This window comes from Bartonella sp. DGB1 (assembly GCF_041345015.1).
In the GTDB taxonomy this organism is placed as follows: Bacteria; Pseudomonadota; Alphaproteobacteria; order Rhizobiales; family Rhizobiaceae; genus DGB1.
The window spans coordinates 1,250,898-1,271,520 of sequence record NZ_CP166769.1 but is presented as its reverse complement, the minus strand read 5'-3'; the positions used below and the strand labels follow the sequence as shown (position 1 = coordinate 1,271,520).

Genomic DNA, 20,623 nt, shown 5'->3' with positions numbered 1-20,623 from the left:
AGCTACATTAGGACATTCTGTTGCGAAATTTTTTCTTGCATTTGTGTGTACGTTAGCTGTCCCTTATTGAAACCAAAGTAATTTTCAGCACCAGTTAAATATTTAATATCATAACGTATATTCATCGGATGCGGTTCCCATGCTAAAAAAACGATAGGTTGTTTCTGAGAGATTAATAAATCAGCTTGAGATAACATAGCTTGTTCAGAAGATTCTATTAACTGGAAATTATTTATATTAAATTTCTTATCATTTATTATTGATAATATTATTTGGTTGCCATCATTTCCTGGTTCGATACCATAAATTTTATTGTTTAACAGATGTGAGAATTTAGCAAGATCTTTTATATCAGTTAAACCTGCGTCATAAAGATATTTAGGGACTGCTAAACCATAATTTGCACCAGTTAAATTTGTATGTAATATTTCTACGGTCTTATTTTCAGCATATGGTTTGTAGATCTGATTCATACTGGGATCCCAATATCCCAAAAACACATCTACATCACCAGCAGCGAGTGAAAGATAGGTAATAGGTACGGAGATAAAAACTTCTTTGGTTTTATAACCAAGGGTTTGTAAAACATAAGCTGCAGCTGCTGTGGTAACAGTTACATCACTCCAACCAGGATTGGCAAATCTTATTATAGCACATTTTCGTGATTCTTGTGGAACACTGGCTGTGACATTTAAGGTTAGCATACTATATATAATAAAAAAGTAAAAAAATATTTTTTCATAATTTTCCTATATTCTTTCTGATTATATTACATACTAAATTATATATTTTTTTTTTTTACAAGTATTTTAAAAGGTTGTTAAAAGTATTAAGCTCTATTGACATATAAAAGTTATGTTACATTTTTGTTAAGGAGACGATAAGTGTAAATTCAGGGCTGGGTTCCCCCGCTATGCTCAGTCTTGATGGTTGAAGGCAACTTCAATCGAGAGAAAGTCCAAGTAATTTGCTTGGACTTTCTTTTTTATAATCATTATAATAAGGTAATAATTATAAGTTAAGTGATTTTCTAGTGAATATTATGCAAAAAAACAGTGCAAATCTATTATTTTAATTGATCATCAAGATTCATTCGTATACACCTTGGCTAATTATTTTAGCATATTAGGTCAAGAAGTAATTGTTGTACGTCCACCTGTTACCCAAGAGATATTTAATAAACAAAAATTTCACTTAATGGTGCTCTCTCCAGGTCCAGGAACTCCAGCTGATTTTAATTGTAATAATACAATTAAAATAGCAATAGAGAATAATTTACCGATTTTTGGTATATGTTTGGGTTTACAAGCTTTAGTAGAGTTCTATGGGGGGAAATTAACTAAACTTATACCACCTAAACATGGTAAAATTTCTATTATAGATGTTTTGCGTCCTTCAATTATATTTGATAAATTACCAGATAAAATTAAAGTTGGTAGGTATCATTCTCTTTGTGTGGTGCGGGACTTTGTGCCAAATTGTTTTAATGTGACGGCTGTTACTGATGATCAAGTGATAATGTCTATTGAACATAAAGAAAAAAATATATCAGCTGTGCAATTTCATCCAGAATCTATATTGACAGCGGATAATAATTTGGGATTAAAAATGTTAGATAACATATTGAAGTATCTTAATAGAGGTTAATGTGCAAAAAAAATTAATATTAATTTTATGGTTAGCTATAGTTGTAAGCTTTTTAGTTTTTTCGTTAAAATATACAGCTTATTATTTAACTAACTCTACGGCATTGTATGCTGATGCAATAGAATCTTTAGTTAATATCTTTACTTCTATTATGAGTTTATACGCCATATATATCAGTTTTAAACCTGCTGATAGTAATCATATTTATGGACATTATAAAGTAGAGTATTTATTTGCAATAGTTGAGGGTATATTAATTTTAGGTATTGCTATTTTAATTTTTTATCATTCTTACAATAATATTATTAGCTATGCCAATGGTAAAAAATTAATACTGCATAATATTAGTTGGGGTCTAATATTTAATTTTATCGCTTTAGTAGTAAATCTAATTTTAACTAAATAAATGTTTATTTGCTTATTCTCGTAAATATAAATCTCCTGTTTTAGCAGCAGAAGGACACCATTTATTAAGTGATATAATGTTATCATGTGGTATTATTATAGGAATAATTTTCACGTGGTGGACTGGTTGGATACTTTTAGACTCCATTATTTCGTTATTAATTGCTATATTTATCTCAATTCAAGGTATTTATGTAATTTGGAATTCGGTTAATGGCTTAATGGATTATGCTGTTTCAAGTGAAGAATCTGCTAATATAAAAGAGATAATAGAAGAAAATTACTCAGGTGCTATTGAGTATCATGATTTAAAAACTCGCGTAGCAGGAAGAGTAACTTTTATAGAATTTCATTTAGTGGTATCAAGATATATGCAGGTAGGTGAGGCTCATGAAATATGTGATAGAATTGAAGATGCACTTACAAAAGAAGGTTATCAAGTTACTATACATATAGAACCGGATACTCATGCGCATAACAAATATTAAGCTAAGAATATTTAAAATTATTCCATTTAAATATTTTTGTATAGCTTATTTTAAACTCATTATCATTATTTAATTGATAGCGTTGGAAGCTGCAACAAGCTTTATTTTTATAAGTGGTTACTTCAAATAGATTGTAAGAACTAGAAGGTTTTCTATGACCATTTTTTTGTACTAAGGAGCTTACACCAATTACTGGAGTGAATCCATTTGCTGTTTTATTTAAGATATGTTGAGTAGGTAAATGTGTATGGCCATGTAAGATTAGTTCTGCGCCATAATTATATATTATTTTTTGAAATTGTTTATAATTCCATAAAGAATTATGCCATTTGGAATTAGTTAAGATAGGTGGATGATGTAAAACAACTACTCGAAATAAATTTTCTCTTTTAGCTACTATCAACATTTCTGTTAATTTCTTTAGCTGTTTTTGGTTTATATATCCTGCGGCTATAAAAGGAGGTTGAGCAATTGCAGATGATAAGCCTATTATAGCTAGATTACCTCTTTTATGATATAAGGATATATAGTATTTTGGGTGATATCACTATCTGATTTTAACCAAGGAGAGAAGATTGAGGAAAATTTTGTTAGTGATCCTCTGATATAGGCATCATGATTACCGGGAACTATTGATATATTTTCTGTTTTATCAACTTTTTCTAGCCATTGTTTAGCTTGTAAAAATTCAGCATTGGTAGCAATATTAACGATATCGCCGGAGATTATTAGATGTTGACAATTATGCTGTTTTAGATGTAGTATCGCCGCATTAGCTATATTATTACAATAGTTATTTTCTCTATTTCTTTTCCAATTAATATAGCCGGTTAATCTTTTAGATAATAATTCCATTATAGTAGGTTTTGGAATAGGGGATAAATGTAAGTCAGAAATATGAGCAAATCGTATCATAAAATATTCCGTTATTTTGGTTTACCTATAGTTATAAAACTATTTATAAATGATAGATTAATCTTTATAAAGAAAAAAACAATGTCGCAAACAATTATTAGCAGGTTTAGGAAATCCTGGAAAACAATATAATAGAAATCGTCATAACGTTGGATTTATGTTGCTTGATGAAGTCGCTGATCAATATAATGCGGTTGCGTGGCAAAATAAGTTTAACTCTTTAATAACTTATATTTTTATTCCAGAATGTTCTGATAGTAAAATTTTGTTAGTTAAACCACAAACTTATATGAATAATTCCGGTCAAGCTATAAGAGAAATTTTAAGTTATTATAAATTGCCTTTAGAAAATTTATTTGTTGTTTACGATGATTTGGATTTACCGCTTGCTAAAGTAAGAGTAAAAACAGCTGGCGGTGCTGGAGGACATAATGGCGTTAAGTCTGTTAATCAATATTGTGGTAACAATTATAATAAAGTGAAAATAGGTATTGATCGTCCTAAGCATAAAGAGTCTGTGCAAAATTATGTTTTGAGTGATTTTAATAAAGACGAAAGAGAAGAAGTTGAGCTAATATTAGCAAAAATTACGCAAACTTCATTTATTTATTGTTAACTAACCAATCAAGTCAATTTATGAATAAGATTATTTTATAAATTATAGAATAGGAAGAATATCATGGGATTAAAATGTGGCATTGTTGGTTTACCTAATGTAGGTAAATCTACTTTATTTAATGCTCTCACCAAAACCGCAGTAGCACAAGCTGCAAATTATCCTTTTTGTACTATTGAGCCCAATACAGGGGAGGTGGCTGTTCTTGATTCTAGACAAAATGAAATTGCTAAAATAATGGGTTCTAAAGAAATTATACCAGCAAGAATGAGTTTTGTTGATATAGCTGGCTTGGTAAGAGGAGCCTCTAAAGGCGAGGGTCTAGGAAATCAATTTTTAGCTAATATTCGTGAAGTAGATGCTATTATTCATGTATTAAGATGTTTCGAGGATGATGATATCACTCACGTAGAAGGCAAAATAGACCCTGTGTCTGATGCAGCAACGGTAGAAACTGAATTAATGCTAGCTGATTTTGAGAGTTTGGAACGTCGTTTACCTGCAATGAAAAAAAGAGCAACTAGTAAAGATAAAGAAGCTCAATTATTAGTACCTATTATGGAAAAGGCGTTAGCCTTATTAGAGCAAGGACAGCCAGCGAGAAATTTATTCTCAGAATTAACACCAGATGAAGTAAAATTATTGAATAGCTTGAATTTATTAACTTCTAAAAAGGTATTATATATTTGTAATGTGGCGGAATCAGATATTATCAAAGGGAATATTTATGTTGATAATGTTCGAAGAATGGCTGAACAACAATCTGCACAAATAGTTATTATCTCAGCTGCAATAGAAGCAGAATTAGCACAATTAGACAGTGAAGAAGCTTCAGAATATTTACAAGAATTAGGATTAAAAGAAGCTGGTTTAGATCGACTAATAAGAGCCGCTTATCAATTATTAGAGTTAATAACTTATTTTACTGCGGGTCCAAAAGAAACAAGAGCATGGACTATTACCAAAGGAACTAAAGCGCCGCAAGCAGCAGGAGTAATACATAGTGATTTTGAGCGTGGTTTTATAAGAGCGCAAACAATTTCTTATGAAGATTATATTAAATATAATGGTGAACAAGCTGCTAAAGAAGCTGGTAAAGCTAGGGACGAAGGTAAAGAATATATTGTACAGGATGGAGATATTATTTTATTTAAACATAATGTTTAAAAGTAGCAATTCTTACGGTTTTATTGTTTTTTAGATTTGATGCATTATTTTATCAGTGATTATCTATAAAAAGCTGAGAAATGATATGTTAGATTCTAATTTTAAATTTTGTCATAATCCTTTTTTTATATGGGGTGATCAGTTTCGGCAACAATTATATAATATGTTAGAGGCAATAGAAAAATTAATAAATAAATCAACTAATCAGCCTGCAAACAATATTTTCAATATCAAAAATTGGGAACATATAAGTGAAAATGATTATTATTTAAATAATATTTCTTTTTCTGAGGGTAAAATTTTTGAAAAAATATAATGCAATTTGCTCAAGAGAAAAAAATTGAAACACACGCTAATGATAGCTATGCTACAATATTATTTGATTATAACATATATCCAGTAAATCCTTTTATTCCCGCGCTAAATTTTAATTATTATATGTTAAATGAGCGGCCCTTAAACTTTGGTTTTGCTTTAGAATTGATTCCTATGTTACATTATAAGCGTGATCAACATGATTATGTTAATGTAGCATTTCAAAAGGCTTTCACCTGTTTATGTGAAAAATATAGCCATTTTATTAGATATGAGAAATTATTATCTGCAGCCAAGCACCGTTTTTATTTACCCACTAGGCAGATAACACGTGGTAGTATAGGCTTATTTTATGAGATTTTAATTAGAGAGAATGATCCGCAAATTAGTTATTATATATTTAATTTTATTAAAGATCTTCATAAGACGATATTATTATTTTATCATCATATAATAGTTAAAAATATAGGGGTTGATTGGACTTTGCAAGATAAGAAAGAACAATTATTTTTTAGATCTATTTGCGCTGAATATTATCTTTTTACGGATAGAAATATTGTTGAAAATATGATTTTAGGAACATGTAAAGCAGCCTTATTAGAAAAAATGCCACCTTTATTAGTTAGACAAACTATTTAATATTTTGATTAATTCTTCTCTTGATATATTAAAATTATCTTTGATCCAAATGTTCTTTAATTTATTGAAGATTATGCCGAAATTTTTTCCCTCTTTTATACCAGCGTTAAAAATATCTTGACTATTAATAGGAAAAATAGGAGCAATGTTATTGGTAAAATAATCTATTAGCTGATCAATTTGTTTAACATAATTAGCATCTACCACTTTTTTATCTATTGCTATAGCTTTGCGTAATTTTAAACTATCAATTAAGGCAGGAGAAACTTTATTATATAATAATTCATTCTTTTGCACTTCAATTTGTGTAAGCGTAGTTTGTGTGTATATTTGCCATAATGTTAAATATTCTTTTTTTTGTTGATTGGATAAGTTTAAGCGAATATTTATATTATTAACTTTTTCTATATTTGGCGGTATTATACTTGCTAATCTTAATAGAAAATTTATTTTTTCTTTGCTTGCTGTTTCATATTTTATTAACGAATGAAAATGTTCTAGACCCCATTTATCACTTTCAGGTACTAAGATAGTTAATATAGCTGTTTGTCTAAGCCATAACATAGTTTTCGTTATTTGTGGTGCCATTAAGATCTTGCGAAATTCATCCCAGATACGTTCTTTAGCTAAAAATTTAATTTTATTTTTTAAAGCTGTGCAGGCTAATATTGCTAATTTATCAGGACGACCTTTGCCATAATAAGTATAGAAGCGAAAAAATCTTAAAATTCGTAAATAATCTTCGTTAATTCTTTCATAGGGATCACCAATAAATCTGATATAGTTATTATGTAAATCTTGTAAACCATCTACATAATCGAATATTTCTCCATCAGCTGTTAGATAAAGAGCGTTTATAGTAAAATCTCTACGTTTTGCATCTTCAGCCCAACTATCAGTAAAAACTACTTTTGCATGGCGTCCATCAGTTTTAATATCTTTTCTTAATGTAGTTACTTCATATGATTGGTTTTTACCTATTATAGTAACGGTACCATATTTTATACCAGTATTTATAACTCTAAAATTATTTTGTTGAGCTAATGTTATTACTTCTTCTGGATAACATGAGGTAGCTATATCAATATCATAAATATCTTTATTAAGGTAAGCGTTACGAACGGCACCACCTACAACCATAGCTTTTTTATTATTAGGCGATAAAAAAGCTAATATTTGCTGTAATTCAGGATTTTTTAACCAAGAAAAATTAGGATTTTTTAACATATCATTCACATATCTATTTTGTTAGTGATATGATATTTATTACTAAAAAAAACAACCCTTAAAGGGTTGTTTTTATTAATTATCTATTCTGTTGTGTCTTCTGTAGTAGTTTCAGTTGTATTTCCTGTAACATTACTAACGTTTGATCGGTAGCATGTTCAGAAATTGTTACACCTTCAGGTAATTGAATATCTGAAACATGGAGAGTATCACCGATATTCATATTAGCCACATCTACTTTTATTGACTCTGGTATAGCATTAGCATTTACGCTACATGTTATAGTATGAGAGATAATATTTAGATGACCACCTAATTTTACCCCAGCGACAGAATCACTATTTAAATAATTTATTGGTACTTCTACTTCTACTACTGATGCAGATGTTATACGTAAGAAATCTACATGTAGAGGCTGATCTTTAACTGGATCTAATTGGTAATCTTTAGGTAAAACAGCTATTTTTTTCTTATCTAATTCAATATTAAATACGGTTGTTTTAAAACCACCGCCATATATTTTATAATAAATATCCTTATAAGCTACAGCTATTGCGATAGGAGCTTTTTTATCCCCGTAAATTACCGCAGGAATTAAACCCTGTTTGCGTAATTGTCGAGAGGACCCCTTACCAGCTCGTGTCCTTAATTCGGCTTTGAGCGTATTCATTTGGCTCATTTCCGTATCCTTTCAATATGGAGAGATTAAAGGTAAAATTATTTGTTAATTTTGCACCTACTATGTTGCCTCCAAGGGTGTCTACATAGTAGGTGTTTTATACTATAATTTATTATTTTTCTCAATAGTTATCTTTTATTTACGAGCTCTATGTGAATTATATTAAAAAAGCGTGTGCTTTTTTTTAAAATTTGATAATGTAAAAAAAAATAATGGAATCCTGATGAAAATAGATATAAATCTTGGTAAGCAACTGCCTAGCAGGTTTGATTTAAATAATATTGTTTCTGATAATTTACCAGATGCTTTTATGGATCTGGAAGAATTATTAGCAACAAGGCTTTTAGTACAGGGTAATTCAGGTTCTGGTAAATCTCATTTATTGCGGCGGTTATTAGAAAAAAGTGCGGAGTGGGTGCAACAATGTATTATTGACCCAGAAGGTGATTTTGTAACTTTATCAGAAAAATTCGGACATTTAGTAATAGAGGCTGCACAATATAATGCTAATGAATTAGCTCAAATTGCTCAAAGAGTAAGGCAAAATAGAATCTCTGTCGTGCTTAATTTAGAAGAGCTAGAAATAGTTAAACAAATGCAAGCGAGTGCTATATTTTTAAATAACTTATTTGAAGTAGAGCGTGATTATTGGTATCCTATGTTAATTGTAGTGGATGAAGCACAATTATTTGCTCCTGCAGTGGGTGGAGAAATACCTGAAGATATTAGAAAAAATTCCTTATCATCTATGACAAATCTTATGTGTAGAGGTCGAAAAAGAGGTTTAGCAGGTATAATAGCTACTCAGAGACTTGCAAAATTAGCTAAAAATGTAGCCGCGGAAGCATCAAATTTTCTTATGGGGCGAACCTTCTTAGATATAGATATGTTAAGGGCAGCTGATTTATTAGGAATGGAAAGAAAACAAGCTGAGTTATTTAGAGAACTTAGAAGAGGATATTTTGTTGCTCTTGGACCTGCTTTATCTAGAAAACCATTAATAATTAAAATAGGTGAGGTGGATACTCAGTCAAAATCCGCTAGCCCTAAATTATTGCCATTACCAATTATAGACCAAAATCAACAACAAGAGATGTTATTTGAGAATTTCATTGATATAAGTAATAAATCTTCTCAGGAAAAGTTAGTTGAAGATAATAAAAATATTTTTACCGATATTGATAAAAAAATAGCTGAGATGCAACAACAAGATCAATTAATTGAGAATATTAATCTTAATAATGCTCAAATGAATTTAATTGATGATTATGAACGACAAGAAAAAGAACAATATTTACTTAAAAAAATTTGCAAAGATATGGTTAATGATAAGCAGATATCTTATCGACAAGTAGCAGTTTTATATCAAGATTTTTTAGTGCATTGTAGGATTAATAAATGGAGTAAAAATTTACCAGATATAAATATTTTCCGTCATAATTTATCTATTGCGCAGGCTGAAAATATCTATCCTAAAATTTTAGAGGATGGTAAGCAACAAAAATGGAATTTAGCAATAGAACAAGCAGAAAAGATGCCTGAAGATACTCAAGCAGTATTTTTAACTTTAGTAAGGGCTGCTTTGCTAAAGGAAGATTGTCCCTCAATGGATAGTTTAGCTAAAATATATGGCACTTATTCTATTTCAAGAGTGAAACGATTAATAGATTGGTTTGAAAAACAAGATTTATTGGTGCTTCGGAAAGATTTTTCTGGTAGCGTAAAGATAATATTCCCTGATTTTGATTGTAGTTTAACTTACAGCAACGGAAAATAATTGTTATTTCTTATAATATTATCGCTATTCTAAGTTATATAGTAATTAAACTGAATACGAGTAAAATTTATAATTAGTATATTTTATAAAATATACATTCATCACAAAAAAATAAGAGGTCATATGACCTCTTATTTTTATAGATGTTTATATTATAACTATTACCAGACTTTAAAAGCAATACCAGCTGAAGCGCCTAGGGAGAAGTTTTTGACTGGAGAAGCTACGCTCGCTTTAAATATTATTCTACCATTTGGTGTTGTATAATTAACACCAGCGGCTAAAGCACCTTCAGCCTGCCAATAACCAGTACCAATAGAGAAACTTAAAGAACCAGGATCAGTGCTATGGATTAAACCAGCTACCGCAAGACCTAATGCACCCGCTTGACTTGCCTCAACACGTATTTGAGCAACTTCGGTTTTTAGTTCATCAACACCACTTTTGAGTCTTTCAATATTATTATCAAATTGTCTCTTTTTCAGCTCTTTTTTAAATGTACGCAAATTAACACCGTCTTTACTAGCTTTAGCATCATCTATATTCGTAATACGTCTTGGTGTACCTGGAGTTTTATTTTTTTCATTATTATCACTTGCTGACGGAGCGTCGGTATTGGTAGCTCTACTGCCTGTTGTTTCAGATATGATCTTCTTTTTAGATATATTCGAACCATCAGATTCTGTATCTGTTCCTGGGCTTGGATTATTATTATCTTTATTTTCTCTATCTTCTTTTTCTTTAATAGTTTCTCCTGCATTCCAAACACCTTTATTGTCTTCATCTTTTGTAAGTGTAGGTATATGTTTCTTAAGGTTTTCTAATTCTTTTTTTAATTGAGTAATATCATCTTTATTAATCAGACCTGTTGCTCTAAAATTAGCGATTGTAGCAGCATCAGTATCAGCTTCACCTTTAGCAACGTTAGTTAATCGACGTTCCAGCCCTTTCTGGCCAAAGCTAACTACATTACCATTAGCGAAAGAGTTATTACCTATAGCTATACCCCCCGCTTGAGCATTAGCATTATTACCAAATGCTAATGAATTTTCATCTTTAGCCGAGGCGGCATTACCTATGGCTATAGCATTAATATGATCTGCCAAAGCATTATTACCAATGACTAAAGCTCCTTTAATAGATTCTTCATTGATCTTACCTAAACGAGTTTCAACAACGTTTTTGTTAATTAATGATTTAGCGGTTTTTACATTTACTGCATCTGTTTCATGTTCAGCATCAGCTAGATTAGAGATTCTATTACCTTTAGCATTATAATAGGAGTTTGTTTCTTTGTCTAAGGCTAAGGAATTAGCAAATGCCTCAGCTATTTTTGGTGTTAATACTTCGTTAAGTGCTTTTGTTATTTTATCATCAGTTACATTCTTTTTTATCGTTTCATCTAAGGATATTTTAATCTCTTTTTCATATTTATTTGTAATTATGTCTTCTAGTTTTTTAGTTACCCTGTTATATTGATTCTCTATTTTAGCTTCGATATTCGTAGCTGCTTTATTTAAATTAGCTATTGTAGCAACATCAGTTTCAGTTTCACCAGCAAGGACATTAGAAATTTGCTTGCCTCCAGCATCAAAGCTATTTCCATCTAATTTTATAGTATTAGCAAATTTCTCATTTAGATTAGCTATTGTAGCAACATCAGTATCAATTTTACCAGCAAGTACATTAGAGATTTTCTGACCTCCAGCATCAAAGCCATTTCCATCTAATTTTATAGTATTAGCAAATTTCTCATTTAGATTAGCTAATGTTGCAGCATCAGTATCATTTATACCTTTATCAACATTAGTTAATCGACGTTCCAGCCCTTTATTACCAAAGCTAACTACATTACCATTAGCGAAAGAGTTATTACCTATAGCTATACCCCCCGCTTGAGCATTAGCATCATTACCAAATGCTAATGAATTTTTACCTTTAGTTTCTGCGTTAGTACCTATTGCTATAGCATTAATATGATCTGCCAAAGCATTATTACCAATGACTAAAGCTCCTTCAATAGATTTTTCATTGATTTTACCTAAACGAGTTTCAACGTTTTTGTTAATTAATGATTTAGCTGTTTTTACATTTACTGCATCTGTGTCAGTTTTAGCATCAGCTAGATTAGAGATTCTATTACCTTTAGCATTATAATAGGAGTTTGTTTCTTTGTCTAACTGCATACTATTATCTAATAAGGATTTAGGCATTATATTTTTTAACTCTTTTGTATGTCTCTTTACATCTGCTATTGTAGCAACATCAGTATCAGCTTCACCAGCAAGTACATTAGAGATTTTCTGACCTCTAGCATTAAAGTGATCATTTTTAAATTTTATAGTATCAGCAAATTTCTCATTTAAATTGGCTAATGTTGCAGCATCAGTATCATTTATACCTTTATCAACATTAGTTAATCGACGTTCCAGCCCTTTATTACCAAAGCTAACTACATTACCATTAGCGAAAGAGTTATTACCTATAGCTATACCCCCCGCTTGCATTAGCATCATTACCAAATGCTAATGAATTTTTACCTTTAGTTTCTGCGTTAGTACCTATTGCTATAGCATTAATATGATCTGCCAAAGCATTATTACCAATGACTAAAGCTCCTTCAATAGATTTTTCATTGATTTTACCTAAACGAGTTTCAACGTTTTTGTTAATTAATGATTTAGCTGTTTTTACATTTACTGCATCTGTGTCAGTTTTAGCATCAGCTAGATTAGAGATTCTATTACCTTTAGCATTATAATAGGAGTTTGTTTCTTTGTCTAACTGTAAAATATTATTTGATAACGCATTTTCTATGGTTTGTTCTAATGATTTTCTTTGTTGTTTTAAATTAGACACTGTAGCAACATCAGTATCAATTTCACCAGCAAGGACATTAGAAATTTGCTTCTCTCCAGCATCAAAGCCATTTCCATCTAATTTTATAGTATTAGCAAATTTCTCATTTAGATTAGCTAATGTTGCAGCATCAGTATCATTTATACCTTTATCAACATTAGTTAATCGACGTTCCAGCCCTTTCTTACCAAAGCTAACTACATTACCATTAGCGAAAGAGTTATTACCTATAGCTATACCCCCCGCTTGAGCATTAGCATCATTACCAAATGCTAATGAATTTTTACCTTTAGTTTCTGCGTTAGTACCTATTGCTATAGCATTAATATGATCTGCCAAAGCATTATTACCAATGACTAAAGCTCCTTCAATAGATTTTTCATTGATTTTACCTAAACGAGTTTCAACGTTTTTGTTAATTAATGATTTAGCTGTTTTTACATTTACTGCATCTGTGTCAGTTTTAGCATCAGCTAGATTAGAGATTCTATTACCTTTAGCATTATAATAGGAGTTTGTTTCTTTGTCTAGGTTTAGAGTATCAGTCAATAAGGACTTAGGTATCTTCTTCTCCCACTCTTTTGTATGTCTATTTACATCTGCTATTGTAGCAACATCAGTATCAATTTTACCAGCAAGTACATTAGAGATTTTCTGACCTCCAGCATCAAAGCCATTTCCATCTAATTTTATAGTATTAGCAAATTTCTCATTTAGATTAGCTAATGTTGCAGCATCAGTATCATTTATACCTTTATCAACATTAGTTAATCGACGTTCCAGCCCTTTATTACCAAAGCTAACTACATTACCATTAGCGAAAGAGTTATTACCTATAGCTATACCCCCCGCTTGAGCATTAGCATCATTACCAAATGCTAATGAATTTTTACCTTTAGTTTCTGCGTTAGTACCTATTGCTATAGCATTAATATGATCTGCCAAAGCATTATTACCAATGACTAAAGCTCCTTCAATAGATTTTTCATTGATTTTACCTAAACGAGTTTCAACGTTTTTGTTAATTAATGATTTAGCTGTTTTTACATTTACTGCATCTGTGTCAGTTTTAGCATCAGCTAGATTAGAGATTCTATTACCTTTAGCATTATAATAGGAGTTTGTTTCTTTGTCTAACTGTAAAATATTATTTGATAACGCATTTTCTATGGTTTGTTCTAATGATTTTCTTTGTTGTTTTAAATTAGACACTGTAGCAACATCAGTATCAATTTCACCAGCAAGGACATTAGAAATTTGCTTCTCTCCAGCATCAAAGCCATTTCCATCTAATTTTATAGTATTAGCAAATTTCTCATTTAGATTAGCTAATGTTGCAGCATCAGTATCATTTATACCTTTATCAACATTAGTTAATCGACGTTCCAGCCCTTTCTTACCAAAGCTAACTACATTACCATTAGCGAAAGAGTTATTACCTATAGCTATACCCCCCGCTTGAGCATTAGCATCATTACCAAATGCTAATGAATTTTTACCTTTAGTTTCTGCGTTAGTACCTATTGCTATAGCATTAATATGATCTGCCAAAGCATTATTACCAATGACTAAAGCTCCTTCAATAGATTTTTCATTGATTTTACCTAAACGAGTTTCAACGTTTTTGTTAATTAATGATTTAGCTGTTTTTACATTTACTGCATCTGTTTCATGTTCAGCATCAGCTAGATTAGAAATTTTGTTACCATTAGCATTATAGGTATTTGTTTTTTCGTCTAGGTTTAGAACATCAGTCAATAAGGACTTAGGTATCTTCTTCTCCAACTCTTTTGTATGTCTATTTACATCTGCTATTGTAGCAACATCAGTATCAGCTTCACCAGCAAGTACATTAGAGATTTTCTGACCTCCAGCATCAAAGCCATTTCCATCTAATTTTATAGTATTAGCAAATTTCTCATTTAGATTAGCTAATGTTGCAGCATCAGTATCATTTATACCTTTATCAACATTAGTTAATCGACGTTCCAGCCCTTTCTGACCAAAGCTAACTACTCCATTACTATCAGCTATAGATTCAGCACCTATTGCTATACCACCATGGCTAGCACGAGATGCATGACCCAATGCTAAGGAATTTTCACCTTTAGTTGCTGCGTTAGTACCTATTGTTATACTAGTATCATGATCTGCCCAGGTATTATCACCAAATAATAATGCTTTCTTATTAGAGTTTGAAGATATCCGACCTAAGCGGTTTTCAAGGTTTTGTTCAACTAATAATTTAGCAGTCCTCATATTTACTGCATCAGTGAAACCTTCGTTTAGATCTGCATCGCCTAAGTTATATATTTTTTTTATTTTTAGCATCGAAATCTTTTCCATTTAAGATTATAGTTTCATTGTTTAATTTATTATTTATTATATGCTCAAGACCTTCTTTAGCTTTATTTATGTTAGCTATTGTCGCAACATCGCCATCCTCTGTGCCTTCTTTTACATTATATATTTTCTTATTTTTAGCATCGAAATCTTTTCCATTTAAGATTATAGTTTCATTGTTTAATTTATTATTTATTATATGCTCAAGACCTTCTTTAGCTTTATTTATGTTAGCTATTGTCGCAACATCGCCATCCTCTGTGCCTTCTTTTATATTAGATATTTTCTTACGTCTCGCATCAAAATTACCTGTGCCATCTACAAATAGAGTGTCTTTAAATTTTTCATTTAAATTAGCTAATGTTGCAGCATCAGTATCATTTATACCTTTATCAACATTAGTTAATCGACGTTCCAGCCCTTTCTTACCAAAGCTAACTACATTACCATTAGCGAAAGAGTTATTACCTATAGCTATACCCCCCGCTTGAGCATTAGCATCATTACCAAATGCTAATGAATTTTTACCTCTTGCGATAGATTTATTACCAATCGCTATGTTAGTAGTATGATCTGTATGAATATCACTACCAATTACTAAAGATCCATTAGCGGATTGTTCATTAATCGCACCCAAACGTTTATTTATTTCTTGTATAATCAAGGATTTAGCTGTTCTTACATTTATTGCATCTGCGTTAGCATTGATATCTGCGTCAGCTAAATTAGAGATCTTTTTATTTTGAGCAATAAACACACCCTGATCATTTAAAGTTAAAGATTTATTAAATTTGTCCTCTACCGCTTTATGAATCGTTGGAGAAAATGTCTTAGACAGATTATTAGCAGTATATTCTTTCTTAGCTAAATTAGTTACGAGTTCAGTAGTTTGTTTTTTGATTTTTTCTCTTTCATCATCTAAAGCTGTATCAACTGTCTGATTTAGAGTCTGGTTAATTTCCTTGTTTGATTTATCTATTTTTTCGTTAATTTTCTTTTCTGAATCAGTTAAATTAGCGATTGTAGCAACGTGATCATTCTGTGTACCTTTAGCAACATTTTTGATGACTTTACCTTTAGCATCAAAAACTTCTCCATCATGAGTTAGCGCTTTACTAAGGCTCTCAGTTAAATTAGCCATTGTAGCAACATCATTATATTCTTCACCTTTAGCCACATTAGAGATTTTTTTATAATTAGCATCAAAGACATTGTTATTTAATTTTAGAGCATTAGCGAATTTCTCATTTAAATTAGCGATTGTAGCTACATCAGTATCACCTATACCCTTAGCCACATTAACTAACTTACGTTTTAAATTTTTGTTACCAAAGCTAACTTCATTTTCAGCTTCAGTAGTAGAATGGGATCCAATAGCTACAGAAGCTTTATGTTTAGCATGTGCAGATACACCTATAGCTATAGATTCTTCAGCAGCAGTGGCTGCGTCATAACCTATAGCTATAGAATTTCTCCAACCGGCCTTAGCACCTGAACCAACCGCTACAGCTCCGTAGCCTGCATTAGCCTTATAGCCAATAGCTACAGCATCATCGGTGTTTCCAGAGGTTGCTTCTACACCTACTACTGTTGAGCGTTTTCCGGCAGCAATAGATTTATCACCATAAGCTAAGGAATCTTGACCAGTAGCGTTACCGCGTATCAATTGACTATAAGTAACAGCATCAGTGTCATTTGTACCTGCAGCAAGATTAGAGATTTTGTTATCTTTAGCATTAAAGTAATTATTCTCTAATTTTATAGTATTAGCAAATTTCTCATTTAAATTAGCTAATGTTACAGCATCAGTATCATCTGTACCTTTAGCTACATTAACTAACTTACGTTTTAAATTTTTGTTACCAAAGCTAACTTCATTCTCAGCTTCAGTAGTAGAAAAGGATCCAATAGCTATAGAATTTTTATGTGTAGCTGTTGCAAATGCACCTAAACTTATAGCGTCGTCCATCGATCGAAGTTTGATTTATAACCTAAAGCAATAGAATTTCTACCCGTGGATTGAGATTCGGAACCAACCGCTACAGCTCCGGTAGTTGCATTAGCCTTATAGCCAATAGCTACAGCATCATCGGTGTTTCCAGAGGTTGCCTCCACACCCACGACTGTTGAGCGTTTTCCGGTAGCAATAGATTTATCACCATAAGCTAAGGAATCTTGACCAGTAGCGTTACCGTACATCAATTGACCATAAGTAACAGCATCAGTATCATTTGTACCTGCAGCAAGATTAGAGATTTTGTTATCTTTAGCATTAAAAAATGATTTATCATTTAATGTTAGAACTTTACCAATTTGTTCCTTAAACTGACCATAAGTAAGGGCATCAGTATCATTTGTACCTGCAGCTACATTAACTAACTTACGTTTAATATTTTGGGAACCAAAGCTAACTTCATTCTCAGCTTGAGTAGTGGAAAGGGATCCAATAGCTATAGAATTTTTATGTGTAGCTGTTGCAAATGCACCTAAACTTATAGCGTCGTCCATCGAAGATTTTGATTTATAACCTAAAGCAATAGAATTTCTACCCGTGGATTGAGATTCGGAACCAACCGCTACAGCTCCGGTAGTTGCATTAGCCTTATAGCCAATAGCTACAGCATCATCGGTGTTTCCAGAGGTTGCTTCTACACCTACTACTGTTGAGCGTTTTCCGGCAGCAATAGATTTATCACCATAAGCTAAGGAATCTTGACCAGTAGCGTTACCGTACATCAATTGACCATAAGTAACAGCATCAGTGTCATTTGTACCTGCAGCAAGATTAGAGATTTTGTTATCTTTAGCATTAAAGTAATTATTCTCTAATTTTATAGTATTAGCAAATTTCTCATTTAAATTAGCGATTGTAGCAGCATCAGTATCATTTGTACCTGCAGCTACATTAACTAACTTACGTTTAATATTTTGGGAACCAAAGCTAACTACATTATTAGCTCCAGTAGTAGAATGGGATCCAATAGCTACAGAATCTTTATGTTTAGCATGTGCATATGCACCTAAACTTATAGCGTCGTCCATCGAAGATTTTGATTTATAACCTAAAGCAATAGAATTTCTACCCGTGGATTGAGATTCGGAACCAACCGCTACAGCTCCGTAGCCTGCATTAGCCTTATAGCCAATAGCTACAGCATCATCGGTGTTTCCAGAGGTTGCTTCTACACCTACTACTGTTGAGCGTTTTCCGGCAGCAATAGATTTATCACCATAAGCTAAGGAATCTTGACCAGTAGCGTTACCGTACATCAATTGACCATAAGTAACAGCATCAGTGTCATTTGTACCTGCAGCAAGATTAGAGATTTTGTTATCTTTAGCATTAAAGTAATTATTCTCTAATTTTATAGTATTAGCAAATTTCTCATTTAAATTAGCGATTGTAGCAGCATCAGTATCATTTGTACCTGCAGCTACATTAACTAACTTACGTTTAATATTTTGGGAACCAAAGCTAACTACATTATTAGCTCCAGTAGTAGAATGGGATCCAATAGCTACAGAATCTTTATGTTTAGCATGTGCATATGCACCTAAACTTATAGCGTCGTCCATCGAAGATTTTGATTTATAACCTAAAGCAATAGAATTTCTACCCGTGGATTGAGATTCGGAACCAACCGCTACAGCTCCGTAGCCTGCATTAGCCTTATAGCCAATAGCTACAGCATCATCGGTGTTTCCAGAGGTTGCTTCTACACCTACTACTGTTGAGCGTTTTCCGGCAGCAATAGATTTATCACCATAAGCTAAGGAATCTTGACCAGTAGCGTTACCGTACATCAACTGACCATAAGTAGCAGCATCACTACCTTGTTTACCTGCAGCAATGTTAGAGATATTTTTATTTCTTGCGTTAAAGCCAGGGCTGCCAGCTGCTGTTAGAATATCACTAACTGCGTTTTTCAACTGACCATAAGTGGCGGCATCAGTATCATTTGTACCTGCAGACACATTAACTAACTTACGTTTGATATCCAAGCTACCAAAGCTAACTACATTATCAGCGCTAGCAACAGAGTTATAACCTATAGCTATAGAATTGTTTCTAAGCGCCTTTGCTTGTGCACCTAAAGCTATAGAATCATCAGCATTAGCAATAGAGTTATAACCTATAGCTATAGAATTGTTTTTTGAGGCTCCAGAACGCGCACCAATCGCTACAGATCCGTCAGCTATCGCATAAGCCTTAAAACCAACAGCCACAGCATTATTAGCACTTTTAGCTTCTGCTTCTACACCTATCACTGTAGTTCTGGCTCCTTCGGCAATAGCTGAACGACCAAAAGCCAGCGTTCCCTCCTTTTTAGAAGAACCACTATAAGTTAAAGCAACTAACTGACTATAAGTAGCGGCATCATTTTCCATTACACCATTAGCGAGATTAGTAATTCTTTTGTTTTTAGCATTATAGCTTCTAGTTATATTATCCCACATCAGAATATTTTGAACAGTCTCTCTTAGCTGACCATAAGTAGCAGCATCACTATCCTTTATACCGCCAGCGACATTAGTTAGTCTGCGTTTAACAGTTGAATTACCAAAGCTAACTTCATCTTTATCGCTAGTAATAGACCTTGTTCCAATAGCTACAGAATTTTCATAAGCAGCTCTTGCATGTGCCCCCAAAGATACAGCCGATGGAGCAGTTGTTTGTGCATTATAACCAATAGCCACAGAATCTTTTTTTGAAGAAGAAGATTCTGTGCCAACCGCTATAGATTGATCGGCGGTTACAGAAGAATAATAACCAATAGCGACGGCATTATTGGTGTTTCCAGAGGTTGCATACGCACCCACTACTATAGAACTAGTTCCACTGGCCGTAGATTGAAAACCATAAGCTAAGGAACTGTCCTTAATAGCGTTACCCCTCATTAGGTGATTATAAGTAATTAGATCTTTATTATAAACAGCGTTTTGGTTATTAGGCTGAATTTGAGAATTTTTTACATTCTCAAAACACTCATCAGAGATCAGGGTTTCTTCACTAATACTTGCAGGTGCAGAATTTAATTGTACATCGGCTAATTCATCACTAGTAGCTGTAGTACTTTTAGCAATATTTATCATATTTGTATTAATATCCAGATAACTATTAGTACTAACGCGGGTATCAATGATTATCTCTTTATTTGCTAATAAATTACTAAGCTTTATTGCTAGTTGTTTTTTGTCAACTGAGTTAAAAGCGGTTCTAGGACTAGCAACATCGGAATTTCGCTTATTGACAAAAACCGCAGAACTCGCACTTAATGGATTTAATGGGAACGAAGATGACGCGTGAGTTTTTGCTGAGATGCCGGTTAATAGAAGATTAGACAAAATACGATAAGTCTTGATATCATGATTATTTTTAACATCTAACTTATTAGTCTCAGTATTTAAGGGCGCACTAACAACTTGTAAAGGATTAATAAAAATCGAAGTTGTTAAAACCGTACTGCCTAATAAAATTTTTTGTAATTTCTTAGAAATCTTTACAGATATTGAATCTTTTTTCATCTTAACTTTCCTAGTTTAGT

15 protein-coding genes and 2 pseudogenes are annotated in these 20,623 nt (G+C 32.1%); 8 read left to right on the top strand and 9 right to left on the bottom strand.

All coding sequences use genetic code 11. The features are described from left to right. Nucleotides 1-2 precede the first annotated feature (2 nt). The gene (locus tag AB6T46_RS06360) at nt 3-704 is read right to left on the bottom strand and encodes a glycine betaine ABC transporter substrate-binding protein (RefSeq protein ID WP_370931302.1); all 702 of its coding nucleotides are present in this window, start codon (nt 702-704) and stop codon (nt 3-5) included. 361 nt (nt 705-1,065) lie between these two features. Between AB6T46_RS06360 and AB6T46_RS06355 the strand changes: the two genes are divergently transcribed. The 3 genes and pseudogenes from AB6T46_RS06355 to AB6T46_RS06345 form a co-directional block, all read left to right on the top strand. Continuing rightward, complete coding sequence (locus tag AB6T46_RS06355; protein WP_370932060.1) at nt 1,066-1,647, top strand: gamma-glutamyl-gamma-aminobutyrate hydrolase family protein; 582 nt, start codon at nt 1,066-1,068, stop codon at nt 1,645-1,647. A 1-nt stretch (nt 1,648) separates the two neighbouring features. Further along, a complete protein-coding gene (locus AB6T46_RS06350) occupies nt 1,649-2,053 on the top strand; it encodes a cation diffusion facilitator family transporter (protein WP_370931301.1) in 405 nt (134 codons plus the stop codon). A gap of 28 nt (nt 2,054-2,081) precedes the next feature. Further along, nucleotides 2,082-2,540 (top strand): annotated as a pseudogene (locus AB6T46_RS06345) (cation diffusion facilitator family transporter); the annotation flags it as partial. 1 nt (nt 2,541) lies between these two features. Here the strand turns inward: AB6T46_RS06345 and AB6T46_RS06340 are convergent. Continuing rightward, nucleotides 2,542-2,946 (bottom strand): metallophosphoesterase, encoded by a 405-nt coding sequence (locus AB6T46_RS06340; protein WP_370931300.1) that lies wholly within the window; start codon nt 2,944-2,946, stop codon nt 2,542-2,544. Nucleotides 2,947-3,035: 89 nt separating this feature from the next. Next, nucleotides 3,036-3,455, bottom strand: coding sequence for a metallophosphoesterase (locus AB6T46_RS06335; RefSeq protein ID WP_370931299.1), 420 nt, complete (start codon nt 3,453-3,455; stop codon nt 3,036-3,038). A gap of 151 nt (nt 3,456-3,606) precedes the next feature. Here AB6T46_RS06335 and pth point away from each other — a divergent pair. The 4 genes and pseudogenes from pth to AB6T46_RS06315 all read left to right on the top strand — a co-directional run. Further along, a pseudogene (gene pth, locus AB6T46_RS06330) lies at nt 3,607-4,071 on the top strand (aminoacyl-tRNA hydrolase); the annotation flags it as partial. Between the two features lie 63 nt (nt 4,072-4,134). Next, complete coding sequence (gene ychF / locus AB6T46_RS06325; protein ID WP_370931298.1) at nt 4,135-5,238, top strand: redox-regulated ATPase YchF; 1,104 nt, start codon at nt 4,135-4,137, stop codon at nt 5,236-5,238. A gap of 85 nt (nt 5,239-5,323) precedes the next feature. Next, on the top strand, nt 5,324-5,554 hold the full coding sequence (locus AB6T46_RS06320; protein WP_370931297.1) for a hypothetical protein: 231 nt from the start codon (nt 5,324-5,326) through the stop codon (nt 5,552-5,554). Beyond that, nucleotides 5,554-6,192 (top strand): coproporphyrinogen III oxidase, encoded by a 639-nt coding sequence (locus AB6T46_RS06315; RefSeq protein WP_370931296.1) that lies wholly within the window; start codon nt 5,554-5,556, stop codon nt 6,190-6,192. The genes AB6T46_RS06320 and AB6T46_RS06315 overlap by 1 nt, the downstream gene beginning before the upstream one ends. On the opposite strand, the gene AB6T46_RS06310 is transcribed toward AB6T46_RS06315, so the two are convergent. Both AB6T46_RS06310 and AB6T46_RS06305 read right to left on the bottom strand, forming a co-directional pair. Beyond that, nucleotides 6,172-7,419 carry a CCA tRNA nucleotidyltransferase gene (locus AB6T46_RS06310; RefSeq protein ID WP_370931295.1) on the bottom strand — a complete coding sequence of 416 codons (1,248 nt, stop codon included), beginning with the start codon at nt 7,417-7,419 and terminating at the stop codon, nt 6,172-6,174. The genes AB6T46_RS06315 and AB6T46_RS06310 overlap by 21 nt on opposite strands. A gap of 79 nt (nt 7,420-7,498) precedes the next feature. Further along, entirely contained in the window at nt 7,499-8,098 is a 600-nt protein-coding gene (locus tag AB6T46_RS06305) for a 50S ribosomal protein L25/general stress protein Ctc (RefSeq protein ID WP_370931294.1), read from the bottom strand. A gap of 223 nt (nt 8,099-8,321) precedes the next feature. Between AB6T46_RS06305 and AB6T46_RS06300 the strand changes: the two genes are divergently transcribed. Further along, a complete protein-coding gene (locus AB6T46_RS06300) occupies nt 8,322-9,875 on the top strand; it encodes a helicase HerA domain-containing protein (RefSeq protein WP_370931293.1) in 1,554 nt (517 codons plus the stop codon). A gap of 161 nt (nt 9,876-10,036) precedes the next feature. Here the strand turns inward: AB6T46_RS06300 and AB6T46_RS06295 are convergent, their stop codons facing one another. From AB6T46_RS06295 to AB6T46_RS06280, 4 genes are read right to left on the bottom strand one after another with little or no spacing between them, the layout of a single operon-like run. Then, nucleotides 10,037-12,391, bottom strand: coding sequence for a YadA-like family protein (locus AB6T46_RS06295; protein ID WP_370931292.1), 2,355 nt, complete (start codon nt 12,389-12,391; stop codon nt 10,037-10,039). Continuing rightward, nucleotides 12,354-15,065 carry a hypothetical protein gene (locus tag AB6T46_RS06290; RefSeq protein ID WP_370931291.1) on the bottom strand — a complete coding sequence of 904 codons (2,712 nt, stop codon included), beginning with the start codon at nt 15,063-15,065 and terminating at the stop codon, nt 12,354-12,356. The genes AB6T46_RS06295 and AB6T46_RS06290 overlap by 38 nt, the downstream gene beginning before the upstream one ends. Beyond that, the gene (locus AB6T46_RS06285; protein WP_370931290.1) at nt 15,040-17,046 is read right to left on the bottom strand and encodes a hypothetical protein; all 2,007 of its coding nucleotides are present in this window, start codon (nt 17,044-17,046) and stop codon (nt 15,040-15,042) included. The genes AB6T46_RS06290 and AB6T46_RS06285 overlap by 26 nt, the downstream gene beginning before the upstream one ends. Beyond that, complete coding sequence (locus tag AB6T46_RS06280) at nt 17,031-20,603, bottom strand: hypothetical protein (protein WP_370931289.1); 3,573 nt, start codon at nt 20,601-20,603, stop codon at nt 17,031-17,033. Before AB6T46_RS06280 ends, AB6T46_RS06285 begins: the two co-directional genes overlap by 16 nt. Nucleotides 20,604-20,623: the final 20 nt, after the last annotated feature.